Source organism: Mesonia mobilis DSM 19841 (assembly GCF_000423405.1).
Classification (GTDB): Bacteria; Bacteroidota; Bacteroidia; order Flavobacteriales; family Flavobacteriaceae; genus Mesonia; species Mesonia mobilis.
Genome location: NZ_AUHX01000013.1, coordinates 59,393 through 86,356 on the forward strand (window position 1 = coordinate 59,393; position 26,964 = coordinate 86,356).

The 26,964-nt window shown below is 33.3% G+C and carries 22 protein-coding genes; 12 read left to right on the forward strand and 10 right to left on the reverse strand.

Translation table 11 applies throughout. The annotated features are described in order from the left end of the window. Positions 1 to 4 precede the first annotated feature (4 nt). A complete protein-coding gene (locus tag G551_RS0110450) occupies positions 5 to 3,028 on the reverse strand; it encodes a tetratricopeptide repeat protein (RefSeq protein WP_027885533.1) in 3,024 nt (1,007 codons plus the stop codon). 191 nt (positions 3,029 to 3,219) lie between these two features. Between G551_RS0110450 and G551_RS0110455 the strand changes: the two genes are divergently transcribed. Genes G551_RS0110455 through G551_RS15675 form a run of 3 tightly spaced genes read left to right on the forward strand, consistent with a single transcriptional unit; the run spans position 3,220 to position 6,163 of the window. Continuing rightward, positions 3,220 to 3,903 (forward strand): cell division ATP-binding protein FtsE, encoded by a 684-nt coding sequence (locus tag G551_RS0110455; RefSeq protein WP_027885534.1) that lies wholly within the window; start codon positions 3,220 to 3,222, stop codon positions 3,901 to 3,903. A gap of 11 nt (positions 3,904 to 3,914) precedes the next feature. Then, on the forward strand, positions 3,915 to 5,222 hold the full coding sequence (locus tag G551_RS0110460; protein ID WP_027885535.1) for a capsular polysaccharide export protein, LipB/KpsS family: 1,308 nt from the start codon (positions 3,915 to 3,917) through the stop codon (positions 5,220 to 5,222). A 2-nt stretch (positions 5,223 to 5,224) separates the two neighbouring features. Next, complete coding sequence (locus G551_RS15675; protein ID WP_036243695.1) at positions 5,225 to 6,163, forward strand: glycosyltransferase family 2 protein; 939 nt, start codon at positions 5,225 to 5,227, stop codon at positions 6,161 to 6,163. Here the strand turns inward: G551_RS15675 and G551_RS0110470 are convergent. Beyond that, positions 6,146 to 7,285, reverse strand: coding sequence for a glycosyltransferase family 61 protein (locus G551_RS0110470; RefSeq protein WP_027885536.1), 1,140 nt, complete (start codon positions 7,283 to 7,285; stop codon positions 6,146 to 6,148). The genes G551_RS15675 and G551_RS0110470 overlap by 18 nt on opposite strands. After that, positions 7,286 to 8,395, reverse strand: coding sequence for a glycosyltransferase (locus G551_RS0110475; RefSeq protein WP_027885537.1), 1,110 nt, complete (start codon positions 8,393 to 8,395; stop codon positions 7,286 to 7,288). 44 nt (positions 8,396 to 8,439) lie between these two features. Between G551_RS0110475 and G551_RS0110480 the strand changes: the two genes are divergently transcribed. Continuing rightward, on the forward strand, positions 8,440 to 9,576 hold the full coding sequence (locus G551_RS0110480) for a glycosyltransferase (protein ID WP_027885538.1): 1,137 nt from the start codon (positions 8,440 to 8,442) through the stop codon (positions 9,574 to 9,576). 147 nt (positions 9,577 to 9,723) lie between these two features. Here the strand turns inward: G551_RS0110480 and G551_RS0110485 are convergent, their stop codons facing one another. Continuing rightward, positions 9,724 to 10,149: a sugar 3,4-ketoisomerase gene (locus tag G551_RS0110485; RefSeq protein ID WP_027885539.1), complete on the reverse strand. Its 426-nt coding sequence runs from the start codon at positions 10,147 to 10,149 to the stop codon at positions 9,724 to 9,726. A 112-nt stretch (positions 10,150 to 10,261) separates the two neighbouring features. On the opposite strand from G551_RS0110485, the gene G551_RS0110490 reads away from it, so the two are divergent. Further along, on the forward strand, positions 10,262 to 11,200 hold the full coding sequence (locus G551_RS0110490; protein ID WP_027885540.1) for a sulfotransferase domain-containing protein: 939 nt from the start codon (positions 10,262 to 10,264) through the stop codon (positions 11,198 to 11,200). Further along, positions 11,197 to 12,453 (forward strand): O-antigen translocase, encoded by a 1,257-nt coding sequence (locus G551_RS0110495; protein ID WP_027885541.1) that lies wholly within the window; start codon positions 11,197 to 11,199, stop codon positions 12,451 to 12,453. The genes G551_RS0110490 and G551_RS0110495 overlap by 4 nt, the downstream gene beginning before the upstream one ends. On the opposite strand, the gene G551_RS0110500 is transcribed toward G551_RS0110495, so the two are convergent. The 6 genes from G551_RS0110500 to typA form a co-directional block, all read right to left on the reverse strand. After that, entirely contained in the window at positions 12,439 to 13,539 is a 1,101-nt protein-coding gene (locus tag G551_RS0110500) for a DegT/DnrJ/EryC1/StrS family aminotransferase (RefSeq protein ID WP_027885542.1), read from the reverse strand. The two genes, G551_RS0110495 and G551_RS0110500, sit on opposite strands and share 15 nt — an antisense overlap. 1 nt (position 13,540) lies before the next feature. After that, positions 13,541 to 14,872, reverse strand: coding sequence for a hypothetical protein (locus G551_RS0110505; protein WP_027885543.1), 1,332 nt, complete (start codon positions 14,870 to 14,872; stop codon positions 13,541 to 13,543). After that, the gene (locus tag G551_RS0110510) at positions 14,856 to 15,809 is read right to left on the reverse strand and encodes a GNAT family N-acetyltransferase (RefSeq protein WP_027885544.1); all 954 of its coding nucleotides are present in this window, start codon (positions 15,807 to 15,809) and stop codon (positions 14,856 to 14,858) included. The genes G551_RS0110505 and G551_RS0110510 overlap by 17 nt, the downstream gene beginning before the upstream one ends. Positions 15,810 to 15,814: 5 nt before the next feature. Next, positions 15,815 to 17,137 (reverse strand): glycosyltransferase family 39 protein, encoded by a 1,323-nt coding sequence (locus G551_RS15680; RefSeq protein ID WP_051191367.1) that lies wholly within the window; start codon positions 17,135 to 17,137, stop codon positions 15,815 to 15,817. Further along, positions 17,121 to 17,864, reverse strand: a complete 744-nt coding sequence (locus tag G551_RS15685) for a glycosyltransferase (RefSeq protein WP_036243698.1) — start codon at positions 17,862 to 17,864, stop codon at positions 17,121 to 17,123. The genes G551_RS15680 and G551_RS15685 overlap by 17 nt, the downstream gene beginning before the upstream one ends. Before the next feature lie 224 nt (positions 17,865 to 18,088). Then, positions 18,089 to 19,891 (reverse strand): translational GTPase TypA, encoded by a 1,803-nt coding sequence (gene typA / locus G551_RS0110525; RefSeq protein WP_027885545.1) that lies wholly within the window; start codon positions 19,889 to 19,891, stop codon positions 18,089 to 18,091. A gap of 141 nt (positions 19,892 to 20,032) precedes the next feature. On the opposite strand from typA, the gene G551_RS0110530 reads away from it, so the two are divergent. From G551_RS0110530 to G551_RS16235, 6 genes are all read left to right on the forward strand, one after another. After that, a complete protein-coding gene (locus tag G551_RS0110530) occupies positions 20,033 to 20,290 on the forward strand; it encodes a hypothetical protein (RefSeq protein WP_027885546.1) in 258 nt (85 codons plus the stop codon). A gap of 53 nt (positions 20,291 to 20,343) precedes the next feature. Beyond that, complete coding sequence (kdsA, locus tag G551_RS0110535) at positions 20,344 to 21,162, forward strand: 3-deoxy-8-phosphooctulonate synthase (protein WP_027885547.1); 819 nt, start codon at positions 20,344 to 20,346, stop codon at positions 21,160 to 21,162. A 274-nt stretch (positions 21,163 to 21,436) separates the two neighbouring features. Beyond that, positions 21,437 to 22,396, forward strand: coding sequence for a hypothetical protein (locus G551_RS15690; protein ID WP_308426722.1), 960 nt, complete (start codon positions 21,437 to 21,439; stop codon positions 22,394 to 22,396). 14 nt (positions 22,397 to 22,410) lie between these two features. After that, positions 22,411 to 24,021, forward strand: a complete 1,611-nt coding sequence (locus tag G551_RS0110545) for a BCCT family transporter (RefSeq protein WP_027885548.1) — start codon at positions 22,411 to 22,413, stop codon at positions 24,019 to 24,021. A gap of 2 nt (positions 24,022 to 24,023) precedes the next feature. Beyond that, positions 24,024 to 24,881, forward strand: a complete 858-nt coding sequence (locus G551_RS0110550; RefSeq protein ID WP_027885549.1) for a universal stress protein — start codon at positions 24,024 to 24,026, stop codon at positions 24,879 to 24,881. A 97-nt stretch (positions 24,882 to 24,978) separates the two neighbouring features. After that, positions 24,979 to 26,904, forward strand: a complete 1,926-nt coding sequence (locus G551_RS16235; RefSeq protein WP_051191368.1) for a TlpA family protein disulfide reductase — start codon at positions 24,979 to 24,981, stop codon at positions 26,902 to 26,904. The last annotated feature ends 60 nt before the right edge of the window (positions 26,905 to 26,964 follow it).

Below are 26,964 nucleotides of genomic sequence, written 5' to 3' on the forward strand. Positions count from 1 at the left end.
GAAATTAGTTTTGTTCTGCTTCTACGGAAGAATTTGTTTCTGCCTGTTCACTTTTAATTCTAGCTAATTCGGCTTTGGCTTCTTCAATTACATCAGGATAATTTTGAAAATTTTCAATTAATGCATCTAAAATGTAAGTGGCTTGGTAAGCATCATCTAAATCGTAGAAGTTTTGCCCCATTAACAATAAGCCTTTTGCTCCCCATTTTTTATAACCAGAATAATCACGAGCTAAAATTTGTGCTGCTTCGTTGGAAGCTTCAAAGCTGTCTTCTTTTCTTTTGAAATAAGCATCATAATATTGAGCTTCTGCTGCTAAACTTCCGGTGGCGATTTTCTTTACTTCTTGATAAGCGGTTTTTGCTCTTGCTTCATCTCCTGTTTTTATAGCAGAACGTGCAATAAATACCTGCGCATCACTCTTCACGTTATTTTCGATCTTGGTGTCTTGCAATACTTTTTCAGCATACTGAACAGTGTTTTCATAATTTTCTAATTGATAATAAGCTTTCATCAAATTAGATTGTGCGAAAGTGATATTCTGCGGAAAATCTGCTTCTTGCTCTAAACGCTTTAAAACCGGGATCGCCGCTTGATAGTTTTTATTTTCTAAGTATAATTGCGATAAACGTGCTAACGCCTGCTCGGTAAACTCACTTCTCGATTGCTCAACCACATATTTATAATGCGGAATGGCTTGATCTTTTTCTTCATCTCTAAACTGTAACTGACCTAAATAGAAATGCGCCGAAAGTGCGTGTAAACCGTTAGGGAAATCGTTTAGGTATTTTTTGAATCCTTTTTTGGCAGCCGTTGTATTATTTTCGATGAATTGATTTTCTGCTGCTTCGTAAGTAGCATTATCGATATCTGAGTCTGAAACTTCAACAAAATCTAAGGTGCTTACCCAAGAAGCATATTCGTCGGTTCTGCCTAGATCTACATAAACCACACGTGCGGTTTTTACTGCTTGATTGGCTTCTTCGGTGCCAGGATAATCTTGAACTACTTTTTTAAATTTCTGTAAAGCTTCTGCGCCTTGGTCGTTGTTGTAATAAATAAGTCCTTGCTTTAATAAAGCTTTCGATACAAAAGAACTGGAAGATTGCTCGTTGATCAATTTATTATACGACTGAATTGCTTTTTGCGTATTGCCGGTTGCCACATACGTGTTACCTAATTCGTAGTAAGCATCGTCACGGTAAATTGACTTGTTGTATTTACTCAAGAAAGCTTCTAAGTCTTCAATCTTACGATCGTTTTTATCTACAAACCCATAGCTGATCGCTTTCTGAAAATAGGCATAATCGCTATCGATACCTTTCATGGCAATCGCATTATTGTAAGCTTCCATAGCCGACCAGTAATCGCTAGTTACAAAATAACTATCCCCTAATCTTAAATATGCATCGTTTTTTTGCGTTTTCGGTATGTTCGACTTTTCAGCATAATTTTTAAATGCATTGATAGCAGTTGCGTAGTCCTTTCTTTTAAAATACGTATAGGCTATATTATAGTCTATGTTTTCATATTCGGCAGTGTTTTTGGCGGCTGCCATTCCTTTAAATTCTTTATAACCGATTAACGCTTCACTGAAGTTTTCTAAGTTATAATCACATTCTGCCTTCCAATACGTTGCTTTTGCAGTAAAGGTTTGATTGTTTCGCTCGGCTAAAGATTTGTTGAATAACACTAAAGCTCCGCTATAATTGCCGTCAATATATAATTCGGTTCCGCGGTAATAAGCTACTTTTTGGTAAACTACTTTATCGTCGTAATCGTTACTGCTTTCTAAGAGATTTAAGGCTTTTTCGTAGTTTTTTGAAGTTACGTAAGAATCGACCAATAGCTCTTCAATTTCTTCACGCTCGCGAGATTCCGGATACTTTTCGATAAATTCAGTTAACACTTCCGGGATACTTTTATAGTTATTCCCGATTTCGTAACTCAACTTCGCATAATTTAAAGCCGCGTCTTCCTGAATTTTTTCATCAAAACCCATTTCCGAAGCATTTTTAAACGCATTTAAAGCTTCCTGTTTTTTGCCTAATTCAATATAAGATTCAGCTAAATGATAATACGCATTTTGCGCCACGTGATTTTGACCGTCGATGATTTTGTTGAATTCTGAAACGGCTTTTTGGTAATCGCCTTGCTTATAATAAGCGTAACCTAATTGGTAATAATCGGTGTTGTTCCACTTACCACGTTTACCACGATATTCTTGTAAATATGGAATGGCTTGATCGTATTGCTCTAAGTTGAAATAACTCTCACCGATGATCTTATTTAATTCTGAACGTTCTAAGGCATTAGAATTTTCTAATTGCTCTTTCCCTAAGTTGATGGCTTCTTGAAATTTTCCTAATTTAAAATTCATATCGGCCTGAAAATAAGAAAGGTTACGATTGTAACGGTTTTCATCTTTTACCTGATCGAACATTTCGTTTGCTTCTTCGTAATCATCACCTTCATAAGCCATAAAACCTAAGTAATATTTGGCTTGTGAACCATATTCTTTAGAATCGCGAACACGATTTAAGTACTTTTTAGCTTCGCCTTTTCTTCCGGCTTTAAAATACGCGTAACCATTGTTAAAGTAAAATTCTTGCAATTCACTTTTAGAAAGGCTGCTTTCATCAACCTCATCGAACCACTTTCTTGCGTAGTTGTATTGACCGTTTTCAAAATAATAATTCGCCACGTTGATGTAGGCTGAATTTCTTTTGGTACTCGACGGATAATTTTGAACAAAATCTTCCATCAATTCGTCGGCATTCGATTGATTTAATCGCACGGCACAATTGGCTACATAATAAGCACAATCTGATTCTAAAGAAGTCGTTTTCGCATTCGACTTCACCTCTTTAAACAAGGTTTGTGCTGCTTTATATTGATGGTTATTGTAAAGATCTAAGGCTTTATTATAGTCGGCAAAATCGTTGGTATACACGGCAGATTGCTGTGAAAAACCGATAAAACTTGCGGCTATAATCATTAAAATACTAAGAAATGATTTGTAATGCATTCAGATGAAGTTTTTTGTTAACTACAAAGTCAAATATAAATGAAACTCTATTGTTAAAACGTATAAAAAATGCTTTAATTATGTTAATGTTAAAACAAAATTTATTACTGAAATAGGCCTCGATACTTTTTTACAGAATTTTGAGTTTTATTTTATAGAAAAATTTACCTTTAAAGCCTAAAGTACAATTTATGTCTAACGCTATTCTAGAACTTCGCAATGCGGCGATTTACCAACGTGAAAATTTAATTTTATCGAATGTTGATGTCGAAATTAACAAAGGTGATTTTGTTTACCTAATTGGTAAAACCGGTACCGGTAAAAGTAGTTTTATGAAAACACTTTACGGCGATTTACCCCTTAGCGAAGGTGAAGGTAGTATTGTAGGTTTTGATTTACGTAAGTTGAAACAAAAACAAATTCCGCATTTGCGTAGAAAACTAGGCGTGGTTTTTCAGGATTTTAAATTATTGAATGATCGTACGGTAAAAGACAATTTATTATTTGTACTTAAAGCGACCGGCTGGAAAGAGAAACGCGCGATGGAAAGCAAAATTGATGAAGTGTTGGAAAAAGTTGGGATGAAAACTAAAAATTTTAAATACCCTTATCAACTTTCGGGTGGTGAGCAGCAACGTGTTGCCATTGCCAGAGCTCTTCTTAACGATCCCGAACTTATTTTAGCCGATGAACCGACAGGAAATTTAGACCCGCAAACTTCGGTTGAAGTAATGGAAGTTCTTAAAGAGATCAATAAAAACGGACGTACTATTTTAATGGCAACTCACGATTATGCACTTTTATTGAAATACCCTTCTAAAACACTAAAATGTGACGGACAAAAAGTGTTTGAAGTGGTACAAAAGAGTGCTTAAGAAGTCTGCTTATGAAAGTGGTTTGTATTGGTTATTACGATAAGTTTGCTCGATTTTTTATCGGAATAAAAAAACAATTAACCACTAAGCATCCTCAGGTACAATTCAGCATTTTAAATATTTATTTTAGTGGTTATTTTTATGCTTTACTAAGGTTTATTCCTTCCTCATTTATTAGTTATCGAGCTTTAACAAAGAGTTTTCTTCAGCGAAAAAAGTACAAGAAAATTCTTAGTGAATATTCAAGTTACAAAGGTTTTTCTATTGAAGAGCTTACCCAAAATTATTACCGTCAAAACAATAAAACCGCTATACAATTACAAGCGCTTGCTTATATTGATCTGTTAGAAAAAAAAATAAAAAATATTGATTACCTCTTGTTGATCGGTGATTTAAGACTTCCGTTTGAGATCGCCAGAAAGTTCGCTCAACAAAATAATATTTCAGCTTATTATATAGAGCAAGGTCCTTATCAAACTACTTTTTTTGATCAAAAAGGGGTCAATGCAAATGCTTCTGTTAGATTTTTCAACTCAAGTGATGAAACCAATTTAGTTGAAAAGAAAGAGTTTATTCAAGATTTTATTCAACGTAAAAAAAATCGAAAATATAATCGTTCTCCTATTTACAGAGGTATTGATTATCTTTTAGAAGCTTTGTTGAACAAAACTCCTTTTTTGCCGCCAGATCTAAAAATTGATTATTCGCTTTTTGGTAATAACAATTCACCTTCTTTAAAAAATTCAACTAAAGCAGAGCTAGTTTTTGATCATACCTATTTGCTTATATGCCAAGTTCCTTTTGATGTGAATATGACGCATCATAGTCCGTTTTACAGCAACCACTATCAAATTTTGCTTGATGTTCATAAAAATTTACCGGAGAAAAGTAAATTGATTATTAGAGAGCATCCGGTTTATAAAGGAAAATACAGTGCTAAATTTTATGAATATTTAAAAACCCACGAAAATATATTTTTAGATACCAATTCAGGTTTTAATGAATGTCTTCAAGCTTCTGATGTGGTTATCGTTAATAATTCAACCGTTGGTTTAGAAGCGATCGTCCATAAAAAAACGGTGATTACGCTTGCAAATTCTTATTATGATGCTAGCGGAATTTGTTTAAAATTAAATAAGAAAGAAGATTTAAAAGAGCTTTTAAAAGAAGCGCTTCAGTATAAAATTAACGAAACAAAACGTATCAATTATTTATTTCATCTTTTTAAAAATCATTTACTTGAAGGTTATATTACCGATAGAAATTTACCGGCAGCAAAAACGATCGCCAATTATTTAAGTAAAGAATTTAATTCGTAAATATGCCTTATTTTTCTGTTGTCATACCACTTTACAATAAAGAAACTCACTTTAAAAAAACGTTAGATCTAGTTCTGCAACAAGATTTTTCAGATTTTGAAGTGATCATTGTAAATGATGGTTCTACCGACAATAGCGTGAAGGTAGTTGAAAGTTTTTCTGATAAGCGAATTAAGCTATTTCATCAAAAAAATAAAGGAGCGGCAGCCGCAAGAAATTTCGGAATTAAAAAAGCAAAAGCTAAATATATTGCGCTAATTGATGCCGATGATGAGTGGAGAGAAAATCATCTTTCAATATTAAAAGATTGTATAGAAAAGTTTCCTGAAGCTGCTTTGTTTACCACAAATTATTCTATAAAATATAATGAAAACATTATAAAACCTGCTAGATTTTCTCACTTCAGTTTGCCTAAAACTGCTATTAAAATTAAAGATTACTTTAAGCATAGTTTGGCAGATAATTTAGTGTGGACTTCTGCCGTTTGTTTTACAAACAAAACGTTTTTAGAATTAGGCGGTTTTAATGAAGATTACCTAACCGGGCAAGATTTAGATTTATGGATTCGCTATGTGCTTTCTTATGAAATTGTTTTTCATCCAGAAATTACAATGCTCTATCACAAAGGAATTTCTGATAGTTTATCTAAAAATAAATATGAAGAAATAAGACTTCAATTATTCACTTCTTATCTGGAAGAGGAAAAACAAAACCTATATTTTAAAAAATATATGGATTTTAAAAGATACGGAATTGCTTTGCGCTCTAAAATTAACGGAAACACGATTACTTATCGTCGAGCTAAAAACTTTATAGATTTTAATAATTTAAGCCGTAAACAAAAAGTCTTATTAAAATTACCCGCTCAACTTCTACAACACCTAAATTCTCTTCGAGAAATAGCTTATAAAAACTCCTTTTTCTTAAAGCATTTCAAGTGATAAAGTTTTGCCGATTTTTGCCAATAATTTTTGATCGATCCTAAGATCCTGATTAATATTAGAAGATTTATATTTTATAAGAAAATGATCAAAGTTAAGCGCCGCACTTATTTGGGCAAAATAATGAGCATCTCTAATCGTTCTTTCTTCTGGAAATAATTCTAATAGCTTAAGATTTTTACCATAAATTATATTTGTAATTCCTGCTCCGTGAACGGCTATCACTTTTTTAGCGTAGTAAAAATGTAGTAATTGTTCTTTAAATGGTAATTCTTCTAAACATATATTTACAAAACCATACTTACCGAGATATTTTACTGTTTCCTCTTCATTTAAAATCCTTCTTTGTAATGCATTCTTCCTTGAAATAATTAAATGTGTTGGATACTTTTTTTGAATATTTTCTATGTTTTCAATTTGTTGATGAGCTAGTTTATTGAGCTTAACAATCATTTCAGGATAATAAATATTCATCATTCGAGTAGATGTATCTCGAATATGCAGAAAAGGAATTAATCTTGTCGTATTTGTAATTACGCGCTGAAAAACTTTTACCTCTTCAATATTAGCCGCCAAAGAAGGAAAAAGGAAAGCTATAGATTCTTTTGTATATGAAGGAGAATGATGAGCTATTAAGATTTTATAATTATTGAATGATGGAGTTTGATTTGCTACTAAAATTCGAGGTAAAATCTCCAATGTCCAATGATAATAACTTTTATCTAACCGATTAGCTACCGAAAAAACCTTTTCTAGCTTTCGAGTTGGCAAAAGTTTTTGACAAGAAATTAAGTGATTTACATTTAATTTATCAAGGTACTCTTTTTGAAAAATCGTGCTTTCTAACAAAACTTCACCTTCACGATTAACCACAACTCCTTTACCTATGATACTCGCATTTTTCACTTCGGTATAATAAATTTCGTGACTTTGGTAAACCTTTTGTTCTTTCCAATAAGGATCAGAATTTATATGATAACTAGTGAGATTTATTTTAAAGGAAAACGGCTCTTTAATTATAAATCTTTCCGCAGGTAATTGATCTCTATCATTCTTGATCTTGAGTTTTTTTTCTGCAACCTTACTAAGAAAGCTATTTACCTTACTAATTATTTTTTTCATTTAAACAGAGGTATTTTCTAGTAAATCTTTCCATTGTGTAGTGATAGTGGAAAGTGAAAATTTACTTAACGACAAGCTTGTATTCTTTTTAATTTCAGCATATAGTGCTTCATCATTCCACATTAACTTCATAGCATTGGCAAAATCATTTTCATCTCTATTTTTAACGAGTAAACCATTTTTTTGATGCTGAATTATTTCTGATGGTCCAGATTTTATATCTAAACTTATTACCGGCGTTCCTAATGATAAACTTTCAAGTAAAACCATCGGAAACCCTTCATAATTACTCGTAAGCGTAACAAATCGGCTATTTTTGATAATCGAAAAAGGTTCTTTTTGAAATGGAAGAAAAAGAATTTTATCTCTTGCTTGAGTCTGTTGAGCATAATCTTTCAACATTGGTAAATCGGGTCCTTTTCCCATAATCACCAAATGAATATGATGTTGCCATAATCTTGAGGCTTCAAAAGAGCGAATTAAAAACCGAAAGTCTTTGGTCGCATCGACTAATCTTCCGTACGAAAGTATATATTTTTTGTCTTTCAAAATTTCGGGGAATTCTCCCATCGCATTTTCTTTCACCTCATAGAAAGGATTGTAGATCTGTGTAATTTTTTCAATTCCGTATTCAGGCAAAAGTTCAGTTTTTATATAATTAGAAACCGCAACTGTCGCATAATTTTTATTATAAATAGAACTTATTTTATGCGGCTTATCGGTTAAATAAGTTTCTTTACGAGCACTGTGAACTATATAAATTCTATTCTTTAGATGTTGATAAGCATATTTTGCATAAAGTAGTTCTTTAAAATATTCATCTTTAGGACGATGATCTACAAGAAAGTCGAAGTTGTGTTGATTAACATATTTTCTAATTTGATGCATTCGCCAAAAACGCTTCAAAAAATTATCTTTTCCTTTTTTGGTTTTCCCTAAGTTGAAAATTTTTCCGGCAAACGGATAATCGATATCATCATTTAAAATTATAATATGTACCTCGTAGCCTAAATCTGTAAAAATTTTTGATTGTAAAGCCATAGCTCGCTCTGCACCACCGCGCGCGAGTGAAATTCCTACTATACAGATTTTCTTGGCTTTTAAGCTCATAATTATCGTACTTTTGAAAAGAAGAAGTAAAGGTAAGTTTATTTATGAAAATATTATTGGTAGGCGAATATAGCCGACTTCATAATTCTTTACAAGAAGGTTTAGTAGCCTTAGGTCACGAAGTTACGTTGATCGCTGCTGGAGATTTTTTTAAAAACTTTCCTGCAGATCTCAAATTAAAACGAAGGTTTGATAGCGGCTTTTCTAGAAAAATAAAAATCGGGATTCATCTTCTAACCGGTTTCGATATTACTTCTTACGATTTAAAAAGGCAATTTTTTAATCACGCCGGTAGTTTAAAAAATTATGATGTTGTTCAGCTAATTAATGAAAAACCTATTGGTGTTGCTTTACCTTACGAGCGAGCTATCGTTCAGTTTTTAAAAAAGCATAATAAAAAAATATTTCTTCTTTGCTGCGGCACCGATTACCTAAGCATCACCTATGCTCACGATAAAAAGTATCGCTATTCTGTACTAACTCCGTATTTTGAAGATAAAATTTCAGCAAAGAAATTTCAGCACGTTTTAAAACCACTTCAACCCAATTATTTAGCACATCATCAATTTATTTTTAATCATATTGAAGGTGTAGTGGCTAGTGATATCGATTATCATTTACCAATGCTTCATCACTCTAAATATATCGGACTCATCCCCAACCCTATTAACTTAGAAAAAATAGAATTTATAGAAAACCGAATTAAAGATAAGGTGGTGATTTTTCACGGAATTAATCGACAAAATTTCTATAAAAAAGGAAATGATTTTTTTGAAAAAGCCTTAGAAATTATTGCTGAAAAATTTCAGCATAAAGTAGAAATCAAGGTTACAGAAAATGTCCCTTATCAAACCTATATCGACTCTTACAATACCGCTCATATCTTTTTAGATATGGTTTATGCTTACGATCAAGGTTACAATGCTTTAGAAGCGATGGCTAAAGGTAAAGTTGTTTTAACCGGAGCTGAAAGAGAATTTTTGGAGTATTACAATTTAGCTGAAGATGAAGTTTGTATTAACGCCTTACCTGATGTAGATTATCTCGTCGAAAAATTATCTTGGCTTATTGAAAATCCTTCAAAAATTGAAGAAATAGGAAAAAACGCCCGTAAATTTATTGAAGAAAACCACGATTATCGAAAAGTAGCACAACAGTATTTTGAGGTTTGGAGAGATTAGTTAGTGAGTCTTTGAGTTGATGAGTGAAATTAGGTTTAATTTTATATTTAAGTATTATAATCTGTAAGTTGTAAATCGTATAATGTATACTGTCAAAAAACGCTATACTAAATACTCTATACGTTATACTGCAAACTCTTTTACTGCTTAGTGTTGACGATCTGATTTGAATTTTAAAAATTCTTGGTAATCTCGTATGTAATCTTCTTCTTTATAAACCTCAGAAACTATCGCTAAACATACCGCTCCCGAAGAAAAATTCTCTATTTCTCGCCAGATTCCCGGAGCAATATATAATGCTTTATTAGGCTTATTTAGGGTAACGATTTCTCGTTTTTCACCATCGTCTAACACTACATCAAAACTTCCGCTAAGCGCTATTAATGATTGTTGAAGCTTTATATGTGCGTGACCTCCTCGAGTAGAATCGCTAGGAACATCGTACAAATAATAAATTCTTTCAACCTTATAAGGAAGTATATTTTTTTCAATCACAGAGAGATTACCTCTTCCATCAGGGTCTGATATTTTAGGTATTTCTATAAAATGAATATCATTTAAGCTCGTTTTCATTTAAAGGAGTATCTATTTATCTTACTTTTGAATAAATATTTACCAAAGATAATTTTTTCAGTTTGTATAGCGTAGCAATTTTAATATATCTGTAGGCAATTAGTTTCTATTTATGGATCAAAGTGATTTAAAAAAAATAAATTTATTTATTCCCGGTGCTGCAAAATCTGGTACCAGCTCATTACACGAGTTACTTAATTTGCATCCTGAAATTAATATGTCTAAAAATAAAGAACCGCATTTTATTTCTTCTGAACCTGAAATTATTAATTCTACAATTGCTATTCACAAATACTTAGAAAACTTTGATTTCACAAAGCAATACAGCTACAGAGGAGAGTCTAGTACCGGATACTTTTATTTTGAAAAATTTAAAGACAACTTCTTTGGACTAGCAAACCCAAACAGTAAGTTTATCCTTATTTTGAGAAACCCGATCGACAGGACTTATTCTCACTATAATTATTTAAAAAGTTTAGGCAGTGAAACAGAAGACTTGGAAACTGCAGTACTTAAAGAACACCAAAAAGAGCCATCTTCAGAAGATTTATTACCAGAACTTATTATTAAAAATTATTATCAATATAGTTTGTACGGTAAATGGCTGAAGCGGTTTTTAGAACATTTTGATGCAAAAAATGTAAAAATTATTCTTTTTGAAGATTTAAAAAATAATCAATTAGAAACGATAAATTCCTGTTTTGAATTTTTAGGTATTCAACCTTTAGAAAATTTAAAAGAAGTAACCTCAAATAAAACTGTAAAAGTAAGGTTCCCACAACTCTATAGGAGAATGAGGGTTTTTATGTTTAACAAAAGTAAAACGAGTGAAATAGTTAAACATTTATTTCCGGTAAAGTTTAGAAGAAAATATAAAAAGAAAGCTACTGAGATTCTATTATCCGTTTTAAAAACCAAAAAACCACTACCTCAGATCACCGATAAAGAAAGAGCTTTTTTACGTAACCTTTACAAAGACGATGTTTTATTACTTCAACAAATTACAGGTCTCAAGTTTACATCTTGGCAAGACTTCTATAAGGCTTCATGAATTTTTTTAGAACCTCTATATTATCTGGTATTCAAACCGTCATTTCGATGGGTTTAGGTTTACTTACCAATAAATTTATAGCCATTTTTATTGGTACTGAAGGTTTCGCGGTTATCGGGCAGCTTAAAGATTTTTTAAAAATCACTCTATCATTAGGTCAATTAGGTTTTGATAAAGGTATTGTCAAATATGTTTCTACGCATAAAGAGAATCCGGAGCAATTAAAAAAATACTTAAGTACAATTTTCATAAGTCAGTTTGTAATTTCTATCATCATAGCCTCGCTAAGCGTTATTTTCAGCAAGCAAATATTAAGTTACTTAACAAATTTAAATAGTTATACCACCTATTTTATATTAATTGCCATTAGCATTTTACCAATGGTATTTTTTACCACAGCGATGTCTATATTAAATGGTTTGCACGAGATCAAAAAATACATATTAATCTCCATAGTTTCTAATGTCTTAGCATCAGTTTGCGCGCTACTTTTAATCTATCATTATCGACTGAAAGGCGTTTTTATTAATCTTGCTTTAATTCAGTTGATTAACTTTATTGTATTGCTGTTATTTATTTTAAAAAAGCCTTTTCGATTAGATTGGTTCAGAGAAAAGTTTCATAAAAAAGAATTTAAAAAACTTTCTCGGTTTTCTTTAATGATGATTGTCGGCACCATAACCTTATCGGTAACTTTAATTGCCATCAGAAAATATATCAATTCTCAATTAGGTATAGATTACACGGGGTATTGGGAATCACTTTGGCGCTTATCGGGTATTTTTGTAACCGTACTCACCTCTGCTTTCGGATTCTATCTTTTGCCAACGTTTTCAAAATTATATACCAAACATTTACGAAAAGAAATTTTCAATATCTGGAAGATCACTATCCCTATATCTATTACTGCCGGAGCTATCGTGATCTTATTTAGAGATTTCTTTATCACTTTAGTATATACAGAAGAATTTCTAGTGATTTCGAGTTTATTATTTTTCCAAATATTAGGAGATATAATTAAAATAAATAGTTGGGTTTTAGGAAATTTAATCCTAGCAAAAGTTCATGTAAAAACGTTTATAGGAGTACAAATTGGGTGGAGTCTTACATTCTTTATACTTAGCGTTTCATTAATCCCTAAACTCGGTTTTGTCGGTATCGCTGTCGCTTATTTAATAAGTTATATCCTTCACTTTTTATTTATGAATATCTATTTCAGCAAACTTCTTTGGAAAAGATCAATACGCATTTAATACTGAAATCACTCGATCGATTTCCTCTTTTTCCATTATCGGACTCATGGGAATACTTACCACTTCCCGATGAATTTTCTCTGTGATAGGGAATGACAAATGTGAAAATTCTGAAAACGCTTTTTGTTGATGCGGCGGTAACGGGTAATGAATTAAATAACCCAATTCCTGCTTTTCTAGATAGGCCGAAAAATGCGCTCGATCTTTTACTTGAATTACAAATAAATGAAACACATGATTTTCACTCCCATCCCAAAACGGAAGCTGAATTTTTTCATTTTTAATTTCAGCTAAGTAACGTTGAGCAACTAATCTTCGCTGTTGATTAGCCTCGTCTAGATCTTTCAGTTTTTCTAATAAAAAATAAGCTTGCAATTCATCTAAACGTGAATTTACGCCGATATACTCATTAATATATTTTGAAGAAGTTCCGTAATTTCTTAACTGAGCAATTACCTGAGCTAAATCTTCATCGTTGGTGGTGACCGCTCCGCCATCGCCTAAAGCGCCTAGATTTTTACTTGGGTAAAAACTAAAACCGGTTGCATCGGCCAGACTTCCTGCTTTATTTCCGTTCGTATCTTTTGCTCCGTGAGCCTGCGCAGCATCGGCAATGAGAAGTAAATTATTTGTTGATGTGATTTCTTTTAAAGCTTCTATATCGGCCAATTGCCCATATAAATGCGTGACCAAAATAGCTTTAACCGATGGGTTTAATTGCTTCTTAACTTCTTCGGGATCTAAGTTAAAAGTTGCTGCATCAGGTTCTACTAAAACAGGTTGTAAACCCGCATGTTTAATCGCTAAAATAGTGGCAATATAAGTGTTGGCTGCTACGATCACGTAATCGCCTTCTTTCAGTTTTCCTAACGCGATATATCCTTTCAAAATTAGTGTGAGTGCATCTAAACCATTGCCGACACCCACACAAAAATGAACTCCACAATACGTTGCAAATGTCTGTTCAAATTCCTTAACGGCATTTCCTAACACATAATAACCCGAAGCTAAAAATTGCTGAAAGCCTTTTTGAAAAGCTTCTTCGTAAGGCTTATTGATTTTCTTTAAATCTAAAAATGGAACCATATTACTTTGCAAATAATTGTTTTCGTTCTTGTACAAAAAGTAGCACTACAAAAAACATCAAAAAATCGAAAGGATAACTGTATTTACTATTTGTCCCGTAAGTTACCAAACCTTGCAATATCGAAGGTACGATAACAAAACACGCCAACATAAAAGCAGTGTTAATTTTTCTTTTGTAAATCGCTAAAAAGCTCAAGACCAAAGTTGTTACTCCAAATAAAACAGTAACAAGTATGATGATTTGTTGCTGAATTTTCCAAATAAAACTAAACAGCGATCTTGCCCAATCAAACCTAAAATTCTCTAAATGCCAAGCGGTCGTTGGTTTCCAAAAATCCCACCAAGATCGATAGATCACTTGTTCTGCATAATCTTTTGGATTGGCTGCTATCGTAGCTTTTGCAAACTTCTGAAACTCGTTGGTAAGCTGCGGAAATGTCAAATTATATTGATCAAAAACGTGCCCTTCACCATACGCATTCCACAAACTCATCGCTACATTTCTGTTTTCGCTTAAGGTTTTCTCTCTATATTCGGCATAAGGGTTCGCAATCCATTGATATTCTTCCGGAGCTTTTTCAGCAAAATAAACACAATTCTGCGATAAATTCATTCTCAAATAAGTGGTAGAAACAAAAAAACCGGTATTTACTTTATTTACATACGACCAGCCTAAATACATCAAGACCGGGAAAACGAGCAATACAATTCGCTTATTGATTATGTTTTTAATGCTGAAATTTTTCAGCATAAATAACCCGTAAATTAAAAAAGGTAAGTACACAAAAAACGGTTTCACTAAAACTAAAAAGCCTAAAATTAGACTGAAGTAAAACTCTTTTCGGATACTTTTTTGTTTGGCATAATCGGGTTTCGTGATGATGTAAACCGAAAGTGAAATTAAAAATAACGATAAACTCTCTACGATAATCGCTGTTTCATAGAAAATAACATTGATAAAACTTTGCATCACGAGAACCGTATAAAAGCTGAACTTTCTACTGAATTTCAAATTCAATAAAATTTTATACCAAAGCAAAGAATTAAATATTCCCAACACAAACTGATAGATCGCCACCAATTTATATTGACCAAAAGCGAATAAAATGAGCAATGGATAACCCGGACTCCGTTTGCCTATATAACCTTCTAACGATAAAGTCGACATTTTTTTTGCCAATCGAAAAAAGCCACCGGAATCTGGAAATACAGTCGCTTCAGGATAGAAAATAAGAAAAATAATTGTCCGAGCCAGAAAACCAATTACGATTAATCGTAACAGATTTTTATCGTCTAAAAGTTTTGCTTGCCAATACTTAAAACTGAATTTCATACCGGTCTAAATTTATAGGTATTCCGCCCAATTCTTCTTTGTAATTGGTCAAACTTTCGTTGTAAATCGTGCCGTCACCTTCATTGGTCGTTCCTAGATCAAAATAACGAAATCCTTTATTTTTAAACTTTTCAAATAATTCTAAGTATAAAAAATCTAAGGCTTTCAATTTTCTACCCAACTCGTTTGAGGTTCCGTATTGCGATTTGACGACTTTTAGTTTTTCATCGATAAACAATGTCATTCCCGCAATAATCACTTCATCTTTATAGACATTATATTGCTGAATATTCTTAGGGAAACGTTCTGCCAGTAAATGAATTTCATCAATTGTATGTACGGGATTCACTCCATATTTTTCGTTTAAAATGGGCGATAGAATTTGTTCCCAAAAATCTGTAAAATCGGTCGTTTTTCTAATGGCTAACTCCTTGATAAAATCTTTATTATAAACCTTCTTTTTACCTTTATGAATTTTCAAGTTTTGCTGAAGCGGCACAAAAAAATTCATATCTCTTCGTACTAATTTCGCTTGATGCTGAAATAATACATAATCGATCGCCTGGCTTTGAAAATCATTATATTTTGAAGGTAAAAGCTTTACAACAAACTTCTTGATTTCTAAATTTTTTAAATGAGTAAAAAATGCTTTAGAAATTTCTTGAATGCGGTTTACTTTTTCAAAATTCTTAAAAACAATTCCGCCATAAGTTAATCCTTGATGCGAAAAAACCTGCGCTCCTGCTCGATTCGCAGGTACAATTGCCCGTAATTTCTGAGCTTCATAAATCAAAAAAGAACAATCTTCAAACCGATCACGATGGTATTCCATAAAATCTCGATAAAACAAAAAGCTGGCATTACGAGAATTCTCGACAAACCTATCCCATTCGTTTTGGTGTGAAGCGGTATATTTTTCGATGCGAAGTTGCGCCATGAATTTTAAATTTCTCGAGTTGATGTTTTTGTTTTCTGCGGAATAAATTTTTGTTGTATAAACGTAATTACCACAAAAACCATGATAAATTCAAAAGGAAAACTAAATCTGCTATTGGTTCCGTAAGTTACTAAAGCCTGCAAAACAGAAGCTGCTAACACTAATAATGATAACTGACTGCTAATACTTAATTTTCTATTCTTTATATCTTTTATCAAAAGTAAAGGAATCGAAATTAAAAAAGACAGCCTCACCAAGGATAAAATTGTTTTTTGCGCAAACCAGATCAATACATAAAACTGATTGGCGTGTTTAAAATTAAATTGGTCATAATGCCAATAAATGACCGGTTTCCAAAAATCTAACCAAGAATAAAAGATTACCTGCTTAACATAATCTATAGAATTTTCTTTAATGGTAGCCCTCGCAAACTTGCCTAACTCATTCGAAAAATCGTTAAAACCTAAATTGTACGCATCCCAAGCGCCATCTTCGTAAGCATACCAAATGGTCATCGCTAGATTTCTGTTTTCTTCGATCGATTTCTCTCGGTATTCTACGTAAGGATCGCTGATCCAACGGTATTCTTCAGGAGATTTTTCGGCAAAACGCACGCAATTTTGCGCGGTATTTAACCCTAAAAATGTAGTTGAAACAAAATAACCGGTGTTGAGCTGATTAACATAAGACCAACCAAAATAAGCCATTAACGGGAAAACGAGTAGTAAAAGTTTTTTATTAAGAAATGATTTCAGTTTAAAATGCTGAAGTATATAAAACCCGTAAAACAAGAAAGGCACAAATGCGTAAAATGGTTTCACTAAAGTAAGTAAGCCTAAAAGCAATCCGGTGAACAGTTCGGTTTTTATTGAATTTTCGCTTTGATTTTGAGAGCTCACTATTCTAAAAATAGCCCAAGAAAATAGAAAAACGGTAAAGGTTTCTACTAAAATAGCGGTTTCAAAAAAGATCACATTAAGTAATGTACTTAGAAATAGCGTTGTGTAAAAACTAAGTTTTTTATTCACTTTAAGCTGAGGTAAAGTCTTATACCAAAACACAGCACTTAGTAAACCTAAAGCGAACTGCATAAACACTACCACATAAACTTCTGCTTGCGCAATAGCGATCAAAAGAGGATAACCCGGACTTCTTTTACCGGAATAACCTGAAAGATCGAGACTTATTAATCGTTCTGCTAATTCTAAGTATCCTCTGCTATCGGGATAAATCGTTGCTTGGGTATAAAACACAAAAAAGGTGATCAAACGAACAAGAAGACCAATGCCTAAAATATAGCTGATATGTTTTTTATGAATACTTTGCATACAGCTTTATAATTTGAAAAGGCACACTTAAAAATTCATACCAACGTATTTTACTATCGCCCATTTCTGTCCACTCAAACAAAGGAATCTCTACCACATTTTGCGTGAGATCTATCGATTGTTTTCTCATTCTCAACAATAGTTCGACATCAAATAACCATTTGGTATAAAAAGGTGTTTTAAAAATTTCTTGAGCTAATGGAGCCTGTATAATTTTAGCACCACATTGCGTATCGTAAACCGGAATTTTTAACACAAACTGACTAATGATCGTGGCGAAAATTCGGCCGAAATAATGCCGAACCAACGACCGTTTTACCCGATTACCCAAAAGTTTAATTCGGGTTCCCATAATTAATTTTTTATCGGTATTTTTTTCTGCATAATTTAATAACCGAACAATTTCTGAAATTGGTGTGGCGAGATCTGCATCTAAATACCCGATATAATCGTATTTTTTGATTTCTGCGGAAAGAACTCCCTGCCGTAAACTCTCTGCTTTACCCAGGTTCTTATCGTTCTTTCTTACGCTAACGTTTTTGTATTCTTGAGCAAACGACTGAAGATTTTGTGGCGTTTGGTCTTGGCTACCATCGTCGATCAATAAAAAATCGAGTTGAGAAAATTCTTTAAAATTTTGCGCTAGCTTGTGACGATCGATTCGTGCTTCCTCATTATAAAACGGAATGATTAATAAAGTCTTGAATAAGGATGAAGCTGCAACCAAAGGATATTTTTTTAAGTGAAACGAAAATACAATTTTCTACCGATATTTTTTGTGTGAGCGATAGAAGTGGCATCCTTTTTTGTTAGCCAAGACTTCTCGACTCCGCTCGAAGTGACACACAAAAAAGATATAACGGATAGCGCGACCCGTAGGGACACACCCATAAAAAAACCCTTTATCTAAGTAGACAAAGGGTTTTCTGTTTTTATAAGAACGTTCTAAGATTAAATAATCTTGTTTCTTTTACGCTCGTTTTCTGTTAGGTAAATCTTACGTAATCTTAAGTGATTTGGTGTTACCTCAACATACTCATCTTTCTGAATGTATTCTAAAGCTTCTTCTAAACTAAACTTAATCGCAGGTACGATTTTCGCTTTATCGTCTGCTCCTGAAGAACGTACGTTAGAAAGTTTTTTGGTTTTAGTGATGTTCACCGTCATATCGTCTTGACGTGAGTTTTCACCAATTACCTGACCTTCATAAATATCTTCTCCCGGATCTACGAAAAACTTACCACGATCTTGTAATTTATCGATCGAATATGGGATAGCAGTTCCTTTTTCCATAGAAACTAACGAACCATTTAAACGCTCCGGAATACCGCCTTTTAATGGCTGGTATTCTTTAAAACGGTGTGCCATAATAGCTTCACCGGCAGTTGCAGTTAATAATTGGTTACGTAAACCAATGATGCCTCGCGATGGAATGATAAACTCACAAACCATACGGTCACCTTTAGCTTCCATACTTAACATTTCTCCTTTACGAAGGGTTACAAATTCTACAGCCTTACCAGAAACGTCTTCCGGTAAATCGATCGTTAACTCTTCTACCGGCTCACATTTTACACCATCAATTTCTTTGATGATTACCTGTGGCTGACCGATCTGTAATTCATAACCTTCGCGACGCATCGTCTCGATTAAAACCGATAAGTGAAGAACTCCACGACCGTAAACCATAAATTTATCGGCGCTATCTGTTTCGTGAACTCTTAAAGCTAAGTTTTTCTCTAGCTCTTTTGTTAAACGTTCTTTAATGTGTCTAGAAGTTACAAACTTACCGTCTTTACCAAAAAATGGTGAGTCGTTAATGGTAAACAACATACTCATTGTTGGCTCATCGATGGCAATGGTTTGTAAAGCTTCCGGGTTTTCGAAATCGGCAATTGTATCTCCAATATCAAAACCATCTAAACCTACTACCGCACAAATATCTCCGGCAACTACTTCTTCTACTTTTCTACGGCCTAAACCTTCGAAAGTATGTAATTCTTTAATTTTTGTTTTCTTGATGCTTCCGTCACGTTTTACCAACGAAACTTGCATTCCTTCTTTTAAGATCCCACGTTGTAAACGACCGATCGCGATTCTTCCTGTAAATGAAGAGAAATCTAACGAGGTAATTAACATTTGTGGTGTACCTTCTGTATCTACTTTTGGTGAAGGAATATGCTCCATAACCATATCTAGTAAAGGCTCGATACTGTCGGTTTCTTTTTTCCAATCGTCGCTCATCCAGTTATTTTTAGCTGAACCATAAACCGTTGGAAAGTCTAACTGCCACTCTTCTGCTCCTAACTCAAACATTAAATCGAACACTTTTTCGTGTACGATATCTGGAGTACAGTTTTCTTTATCTACTTTGTTCACAACCACACAAGGCTTCAACCCAAGATCGATCGCTTTTTGAAGTACAAAACGAGTTTGCGGCATTGGGCCTTCAAAAGCATCTACTAATAATAAAACTCCGTCGGCCATGTTTAAAACACGCTCTACTTCACCACCAAAATCGGCGTGACCAGGAGTATCGATAATATTAATTTTGGTATCTTTATAAGTTACCGAAACGTTTTTAGAAGTAATCGTGATCCCACGTTCACGCTCTAAATCGTTGTTATCTAAAATAAGATCTCCTGTGTTTTCGTTTTCACGGAATAAACGACAATGATACATGATCTTGTCTACCAAAGTAGTTTTACCGTGGTCTACGTGTGCAATAATTGCAATATTTTTAATTGCTGTCATAAAAAAGCCTCTTTTAAAAGGCTGCAAATGTAAGCTTAATTTTCTGGAAATAAAGCTTTAACCTAAAAATATAACGCTAAGTTGATAGAATGTTGAAATTCTACTTGTAAATACTTAGCTTTGAAGCCTATCGCAAAAATTATGAGGAATTTATTTTATTATTATTTCGCTATTCTTTGTCCTGCGATTTTCATTTTTTGGTTGAAAAATGCCGAATTTATAGCGAGCAATGCTTTTTTAATTTCAATATTTAGTTACGCTTTGCTATATCGACCTTTTCTAGACGGAATGCGACTCTATCAAAAAGGCTGCATCGAAAAAGATGACATTTGGAAAATTTATATTCCTTTCAATACTTTGCGTTGGGATCATTTTAAAGAATTATACTTCAAAAAATAATAGAATTTTCACTACTGAATAATTAATTATCTTTGCTGAATAAAATTCTATTTATGAAATTAGAGAACATCCCAAATATAAAGCATACCGATAAAGACAATTTTTTCTTACTAGCAGGACCTTGCGCTATTGAAGGCGAAGAAATGGCCTTGCGCATTGCAGAAAAAGTCGTGAACATCACCGATAAACTTGGCATTCCTTACGTTTTTAAAGGAAGTTTTAAAAAAGCCAACCGTAGCCGAATTGATAGTTTTACAGGAATTGGTGATGAAAAAGCTTTAAAGATTCTACGTAAAGTTTCAGAGACTTTTAATGTTCCTACAGTAACCGATATTCACGAAATCGATGATGCAAAGAAAGCTGCAGAATATGTAGATGTTTTGCAGATTCCTGCTTTTTTAGTTCGTCAAACCGATTTAGTAGTCGCTGCGGCAGAAACCGGCAAAGTCGTTAATTTGAAGAAGGGACAATTTATGAGTCCGGAAAGTATGCAACACGCCGTAACCAAAGTAACCGATTGCAATAACGAACAGGTAATGGTTACCGATCGCGGTACCATGTTTGGCTACCAAGATCTAATCGTAGATTTTCGCGGTATCCCAACGATGAGAAAATTTGCGCCTACGGTTTTAGACGTAACGCATTCGCTACAACAACCTAACCAAAGTAGTGGCGTAACCGGTGGAAGACCTGATATGATCGAAACGATCGCTCGTGCGGGAGTTGTAAACCATGTTGACGGACTTTTTATTGAAACGCATTTTGATCCTGCAAACGCAAAAAGTGACGGCGCCAATATGCTTGACCTTCAATATTTAGAGAAATTACTATCTAATCTTGTTGCTATTCGCAAAACCATTAGTAAATTTTAAAATATTATTAATATTTCGGCATTTTTCTAAAGTTTTAGAATTTACATCTTAATTTTCAATTCCAACCAAAAAATTAAGAATCTTGAAAATTCTAAAACTTTCTTTTTTCTTCTGCATAAGCTGTTTTTTATTTTTTCCTTTTTTCAGCTTTAGTCAAGAAAAAGAAGAGAAAGGAAAGCCGAAACTAGAGTTGGGCGGCGCCGTAAGATTTAACTACATTAATTCTTCTTGGAAAGAAGAATAGAAAACAAAAGGTGGCGAATTTGGTTACGACATGATCGCCATAAAACCCAAAGCTTCTTATAAAGGTGTATTTCTTAATGCCGAATATCGTTTTTATTCTGAAGCTTTTGGCGGTGGATTTCTAAAACAAGGTTGGGTAGGTTATAAATTCAACGAGAAAAATCAGATCCACGCCGGTTTGGTTTATGTTCCTTTTGGTATTCAGCAATACAATTCAAACAACTGGTTTTTCAACATCACTTATTACGTTGGTTTAGAAGACGATCATGATATGGGTTTTAAGTATATTCACGAAGATGAAAATTTTGAATATGCTTTTGCTTTTTTTAAAAATGCTGAAGAATTAAATTTCGTTGGTGGTCAAGAAAACAATTCTAGCCGCTATGCTTATGATGTAGTCAGCAGAAATAAAGAAACAAATCAAGTAAATGGTAATTTTGTATGGAAGTTTGGCGGGCACGTTAACCATCGCATGGGATTCTCTGCTCAATATGGGCAACTCTATAATTTAGATACCAAAGAAAACGGAGATCATTATGCTATTGCGCTTCATTATGAAGTTTATTACCACGACTGGAATTTCAAAATTAGTTTAAACCACGTAGCACATAATCCTGAAAACGGAGAAGATTCTTCTAACGATATTCTTCAAATGGGTGCTTACGGAACGCCTTACGAAATTGCAGCAGATTTTAACATTTATACGCTTTCAGCCTCTAGAAAATTTGATATTAATTGGGGTCCTTTTGAAAAAATTGAAGCTTATAATGATTTTGGATGGATGCGAAAAAAGAAAGATGAATTTGATTCTTCTCTAATGAATGTAACCGGTTTTAAAATAACAGCCGGTAACTTACTTACCTTTGTCGACTATGCGGCAGGCTATAACCATTCTTGGTTAGGCGGAAACTTTGTAGACGATTTTTCTACAGGAACGCCGGGAGCTAAATGGGAAGCAAGGTTTAATATAAATGTAGGATACTACTTTTAATCAAAATATAATTTATGGCTAAAAAAGTTACTCGAAGCGACGAAAAAAAATCAATTTTTGGGCTAGATGTTAACGGACCGGTATTTTTCACCTCCACCATTTTCATTATCGTAAGTATTGCGCTTACGATCATTTTTGAAAAGAAGGCTGAAAAAGCTTTTGCAAACATTCAACATGCAGTAGCAGAAAATGCCGACTGGTTTTTCATTCTTACCATTAACCTGTTTTTGGTATTTCTAATTTACCTCGCCGTTGGTAAATACGGTAAACTTAGAATTGGCGGACAAAAAGCCAAACCAGAATTTAAAACTATGTCTTGGTTTGCGATGCTTTTTAGCGCCGGAATGGGGATTGGTCTACTCTTTTTTGGAGTAGCCGAACCGGTAAAACACTTACTAAGTCCGCCAACGGCAGAACCTAATACCGTTGCTGCTGCTCAAGAAGCGATGAACTTCACATTTTTACATTGGGGTTTTCACGCTTGGGGAGTTTATGCATTGGTTGGTTTAGCGCTATCCTACTTTACCTTTTCTAGAGGTTTACCTTTAACGATTCGATCGATTTTTTATCCTTTTTTAGGAGATAAAATTCACGGTAAAATTGGTGATGCCATCGATATTTTTGCGGTTTTAGCGACTCTTTTTGGGTTGGCAACTTCATTAGGTTTTGGAGTACAACAAATTGCCAGCGGTTTAAATCACGTTTTTGGCGTACCCGACGGCACATTAACTCAAGTGCTCTTAATTGCCGGTATTACCTTAATCGCAACTACCTCTGTAGTTTTAGGAGTAGACAAAGGAGTTCGAATTTTAAGTGAGTGGAATATGCGCATAGCAGTAGTTTTACTATTACTTGCGTTAATTTTAGGCCCTACTTTATTCATCTTTCGCTCATTTGTAGAAAATACAGGTAGTTATTTTTTCAACTTCTTAAAAATCTCTACTTGGAGTGAAACCTTTGAAGGAAGTTCTTGGCAAAATGATTGGACGGTCTTTTATTGGGGCTGGTGGATTGGCTGGTCGCCATTCGTTGGGATGTTCATTGCTCGTATTTCTAAAGGAAGAACCATTCGAGAGTTTATTTTAGGAGTATTATTGGTTCCATCTTTAGTAACTTTCTTTTGGATGTCTGCCTTCGGAAGCGTTTCTATACAACAAGCTTTAGGTGGTGACACTAATATCGTTACGGCAGTACAAGACGATGTAGCTACTGCGCTATTTATCTTCTTTGAAGATTATCCGCTTTCAATGGTTATAAATGTAGTTGCCGTAATACTAATTGCCGGATTCTTTATTACCTCTTCAGATTCAGGATCTTTAGTGGTAGATAGTTTAACTTCTGGCGGAAAAATTGAAGCTCCCGTAGGACAACGTATTTTCTGGGCAGTGACAGAAGGTACCGTAGCTGCCGTATTATTAATTGGTGGAGGTTTAGAAGCTTTGCAAACCGCGACGATCGTTACCGGTCTTCCATTTGCGGTCATACTACTCATTATGTGTTATTCGCTCTACAAAGGCTTGAAGGAAGATTACCTGAAACTCGAAAAGAAAAAATCTGAAAAACAAATGGATGACTACGAAGAAGTAGTTAAAGAAATTGTAGCAAGAAGAAATAAAAAAGACTAACGATGGAAAATGTTAAAAATATATTAGTTGCCCTAGATCTCTCTTCAATAGACAATCACCTTATTGAATACAGTTCTTATTTAGCTGAAAAATTAGAAGTAGACAACGTTTACTTTGTACACAACATTAAGAAATATGAGATCTCTGAACTTTTTGAAGAAGAGCTTAACCAAGTTAATTTAGACCAATTGATTGGTGACGAACTCAACGAAAAAATTGAAAACAGATTTAAAGCAAACGCCAATTGGGAAGTACTTATCTCTGAAGATTCTAACACCGAATCGCTAATTGATTATATCGTAAATAAATATCAAATTCAGCTAACTTTAGTTGGTAATAAAAATGCGAAAGAAGGTACAGGAGTAGTAACTGCTAAATTACTTCGACTGTTAAAATGTAGCATTTTAAGTATCCCAAAAACGGCTCGCTTAAGTCTAAATAATATTTGGGTAGGTACAGATTTTTCAGGACATTCTCGAAAATCATTTCAATTTGTAGAGCAATTAAGGAGTAAATTAGATTTAACTGTAAATGCAGTTCATGTTTACCAAGTACCTATTCAATTTTCACCTTATGTTCCTAAAGCCGATGCGATGGTTAAAATTGAAAAACACCTTCAGCAAAAATCTACAAAATACTTCAGCAAATTTGTGATTTCTAAACCAGAAAACACTGAGCTAATCTATGCAAAAGATAAGAGTATTTCTGAAAAATTTTTAGTTGAAATCGAAAAGAAACAACCAGATCTAGTGGTACTTTCAGATAAAGGCGGCAACAATATTTCATCTTTATTAATTGGTAGCTTAACCGAAGAACTTTTTGATGAAAGCTTAACCGCTCCGCTGCTTATAGTGAAATAATTAATTATAGAAATACGAGTTTTCTTCATAATAAAAGCCTTCAATTGAAGGCTTTTATTATTTTAGTGTCCTAATTATTCAACTTAACTAATTCAATATGAAAATTAAATATTTACTGCTTCATTTAATTTGCTTGTTTTTCGTTATTTCTTGTCAGAAAGAAACTTCATCTAAAGAGAAATCAGATAAAGATATTGGCGATATAAATTTTTCGAAAAAATACCCAAAATCTGGCGACACACTAACCATTAGTTCTAAAAATCCTATTGATCATGAAGCCTATTTTTTATACGCGATAAACAAAAACATTTACGCAAATGAATTTGAGTTTTTAAAAAATAATGAAAGCTATGAAGCTAAAGTCATAATACCAGACTCTGCACAAGTTTTAGTTTTTAATTTTAATAATAACGAAAAAACTCTACATAATGATCATCAAGGTTTTAGCACTTATGTATATGATCAAGAAAATATGCCTATAGCTAACGCGTCTTCCGGAAAGGCCTATATATACAAATATTTCGGATATAAATTTGATACTGAACCAAAAACAGATTCACTGCTAAATTGGTTAGAAAAAGATTTTGAAAAATATCCTGAAACCCAAAGTACTTGGGATAGATTTTATGTTCAGCTTTTAAAAGAAAAAGATAAAAACGCAGCTGAAGAATATGCAAATAAAAGAATTGCTCATTATGAAAATATCACTCCAAAGGTAGAGAAAAACAAGGTTAAAGTTATAGAGTTATATTCTATTCTAGGTAAAAAAGAAAAAGCAGAAGAGCTGGAAAATATAGCTAGAAAAGAATTTCCCAGAGGCGAGATGATGAAAGAAAAGTACATTTCAGAAATCACTAATGTTGAAGATATCCATAAAAAAGTGTATTTATATGATCGTCTTCAGAAAGAATATAAAGCCTCAGAGTTAGGAGATAAAAATTCTTACCTACTAACGCAAATTGCAAATACCTATGTAGAAGAAGGAAATTGGGATCTTTTTCTTGAATACAGTAGTAAAATTAAAGATCCTGTAGCTTTAGCAAGCTTATATAATTCTGTTGCTTGGGACCAAGCAGAAAATGATGAAAATTTAGCAGAAGTAAAAAAAATAAGTGCAAAATCGTTAAGCTTACTTGAGAACGAAAAAGAAAGTTTAAATAATAAACCAAGTTATACTACAACGAAAGAATATCGAACAAAAATTTCAAGTTCATACCAAATGTATGCAGATACTTATGCCTTCATTCTAAACAAACTAGGAGAAAACCAAGAAGCTATTAAATATGCAAAAATAGCTGTAGGCGAAGGCTTTAACACAGATATTAATGAGAGATTTGTTCAGTTTTTAATCGATGATGAAAACTTTAAAGCAGCGCAACAGTCTTCTTCAAAATTCATCGAAGAAAATCAGGCTAATGAAAAAATTAAGGAATATTTTAAAGTTTCTTATCAAAAAAATAATCCCTCAACTAGTGCCGTTAATTTAGAAAGCGAGTTACGCAAACTTGAAAGTAAAGGGGAAACTAAGGCTTTTGAAGATCTTAAAAAGGAGAAAATGAACACTCCTGCTCCTAATTTCACACTGAAGAGTTTAGATATTGAAAGTTTAAGTTTATCAGATCTAAAAGGAAAAACAGTAATTCTTGACTTTTGGGCTAACTGGTGCGCGCCTTGTAAAGCATCTTTTCCTGGAATGAAAGAAGTCGTTGAGCAATACCAAAATAACGATCAAGTAGTTATTCTATTTATCAACACCTTCGAAAATGAACCTATTGAAGAAAGAATTACTAAATCTAAAGAATTTTTAAACAGTAAAGAATACCCGTTTAGAGTTTTATTAGACACTCCTATTAAAGATTCTAGAGATTTTAAAGTTGCCCAACTATACGATATTAAAGGAATACCAACTAAAGTAATTATTGATCCTAAAGGAAATATTGCCTTTAAAAAAGTAGGCTACAATAGTAATAACGAACAGATGATCAAAGAAATACAAATGATGGTTGAATTGAGTCAACAATAAAATCTTAACTATCTCTACAAAAAAAGCCTCACAAAATTTGTGAGGCTTTTTTCGTTCACC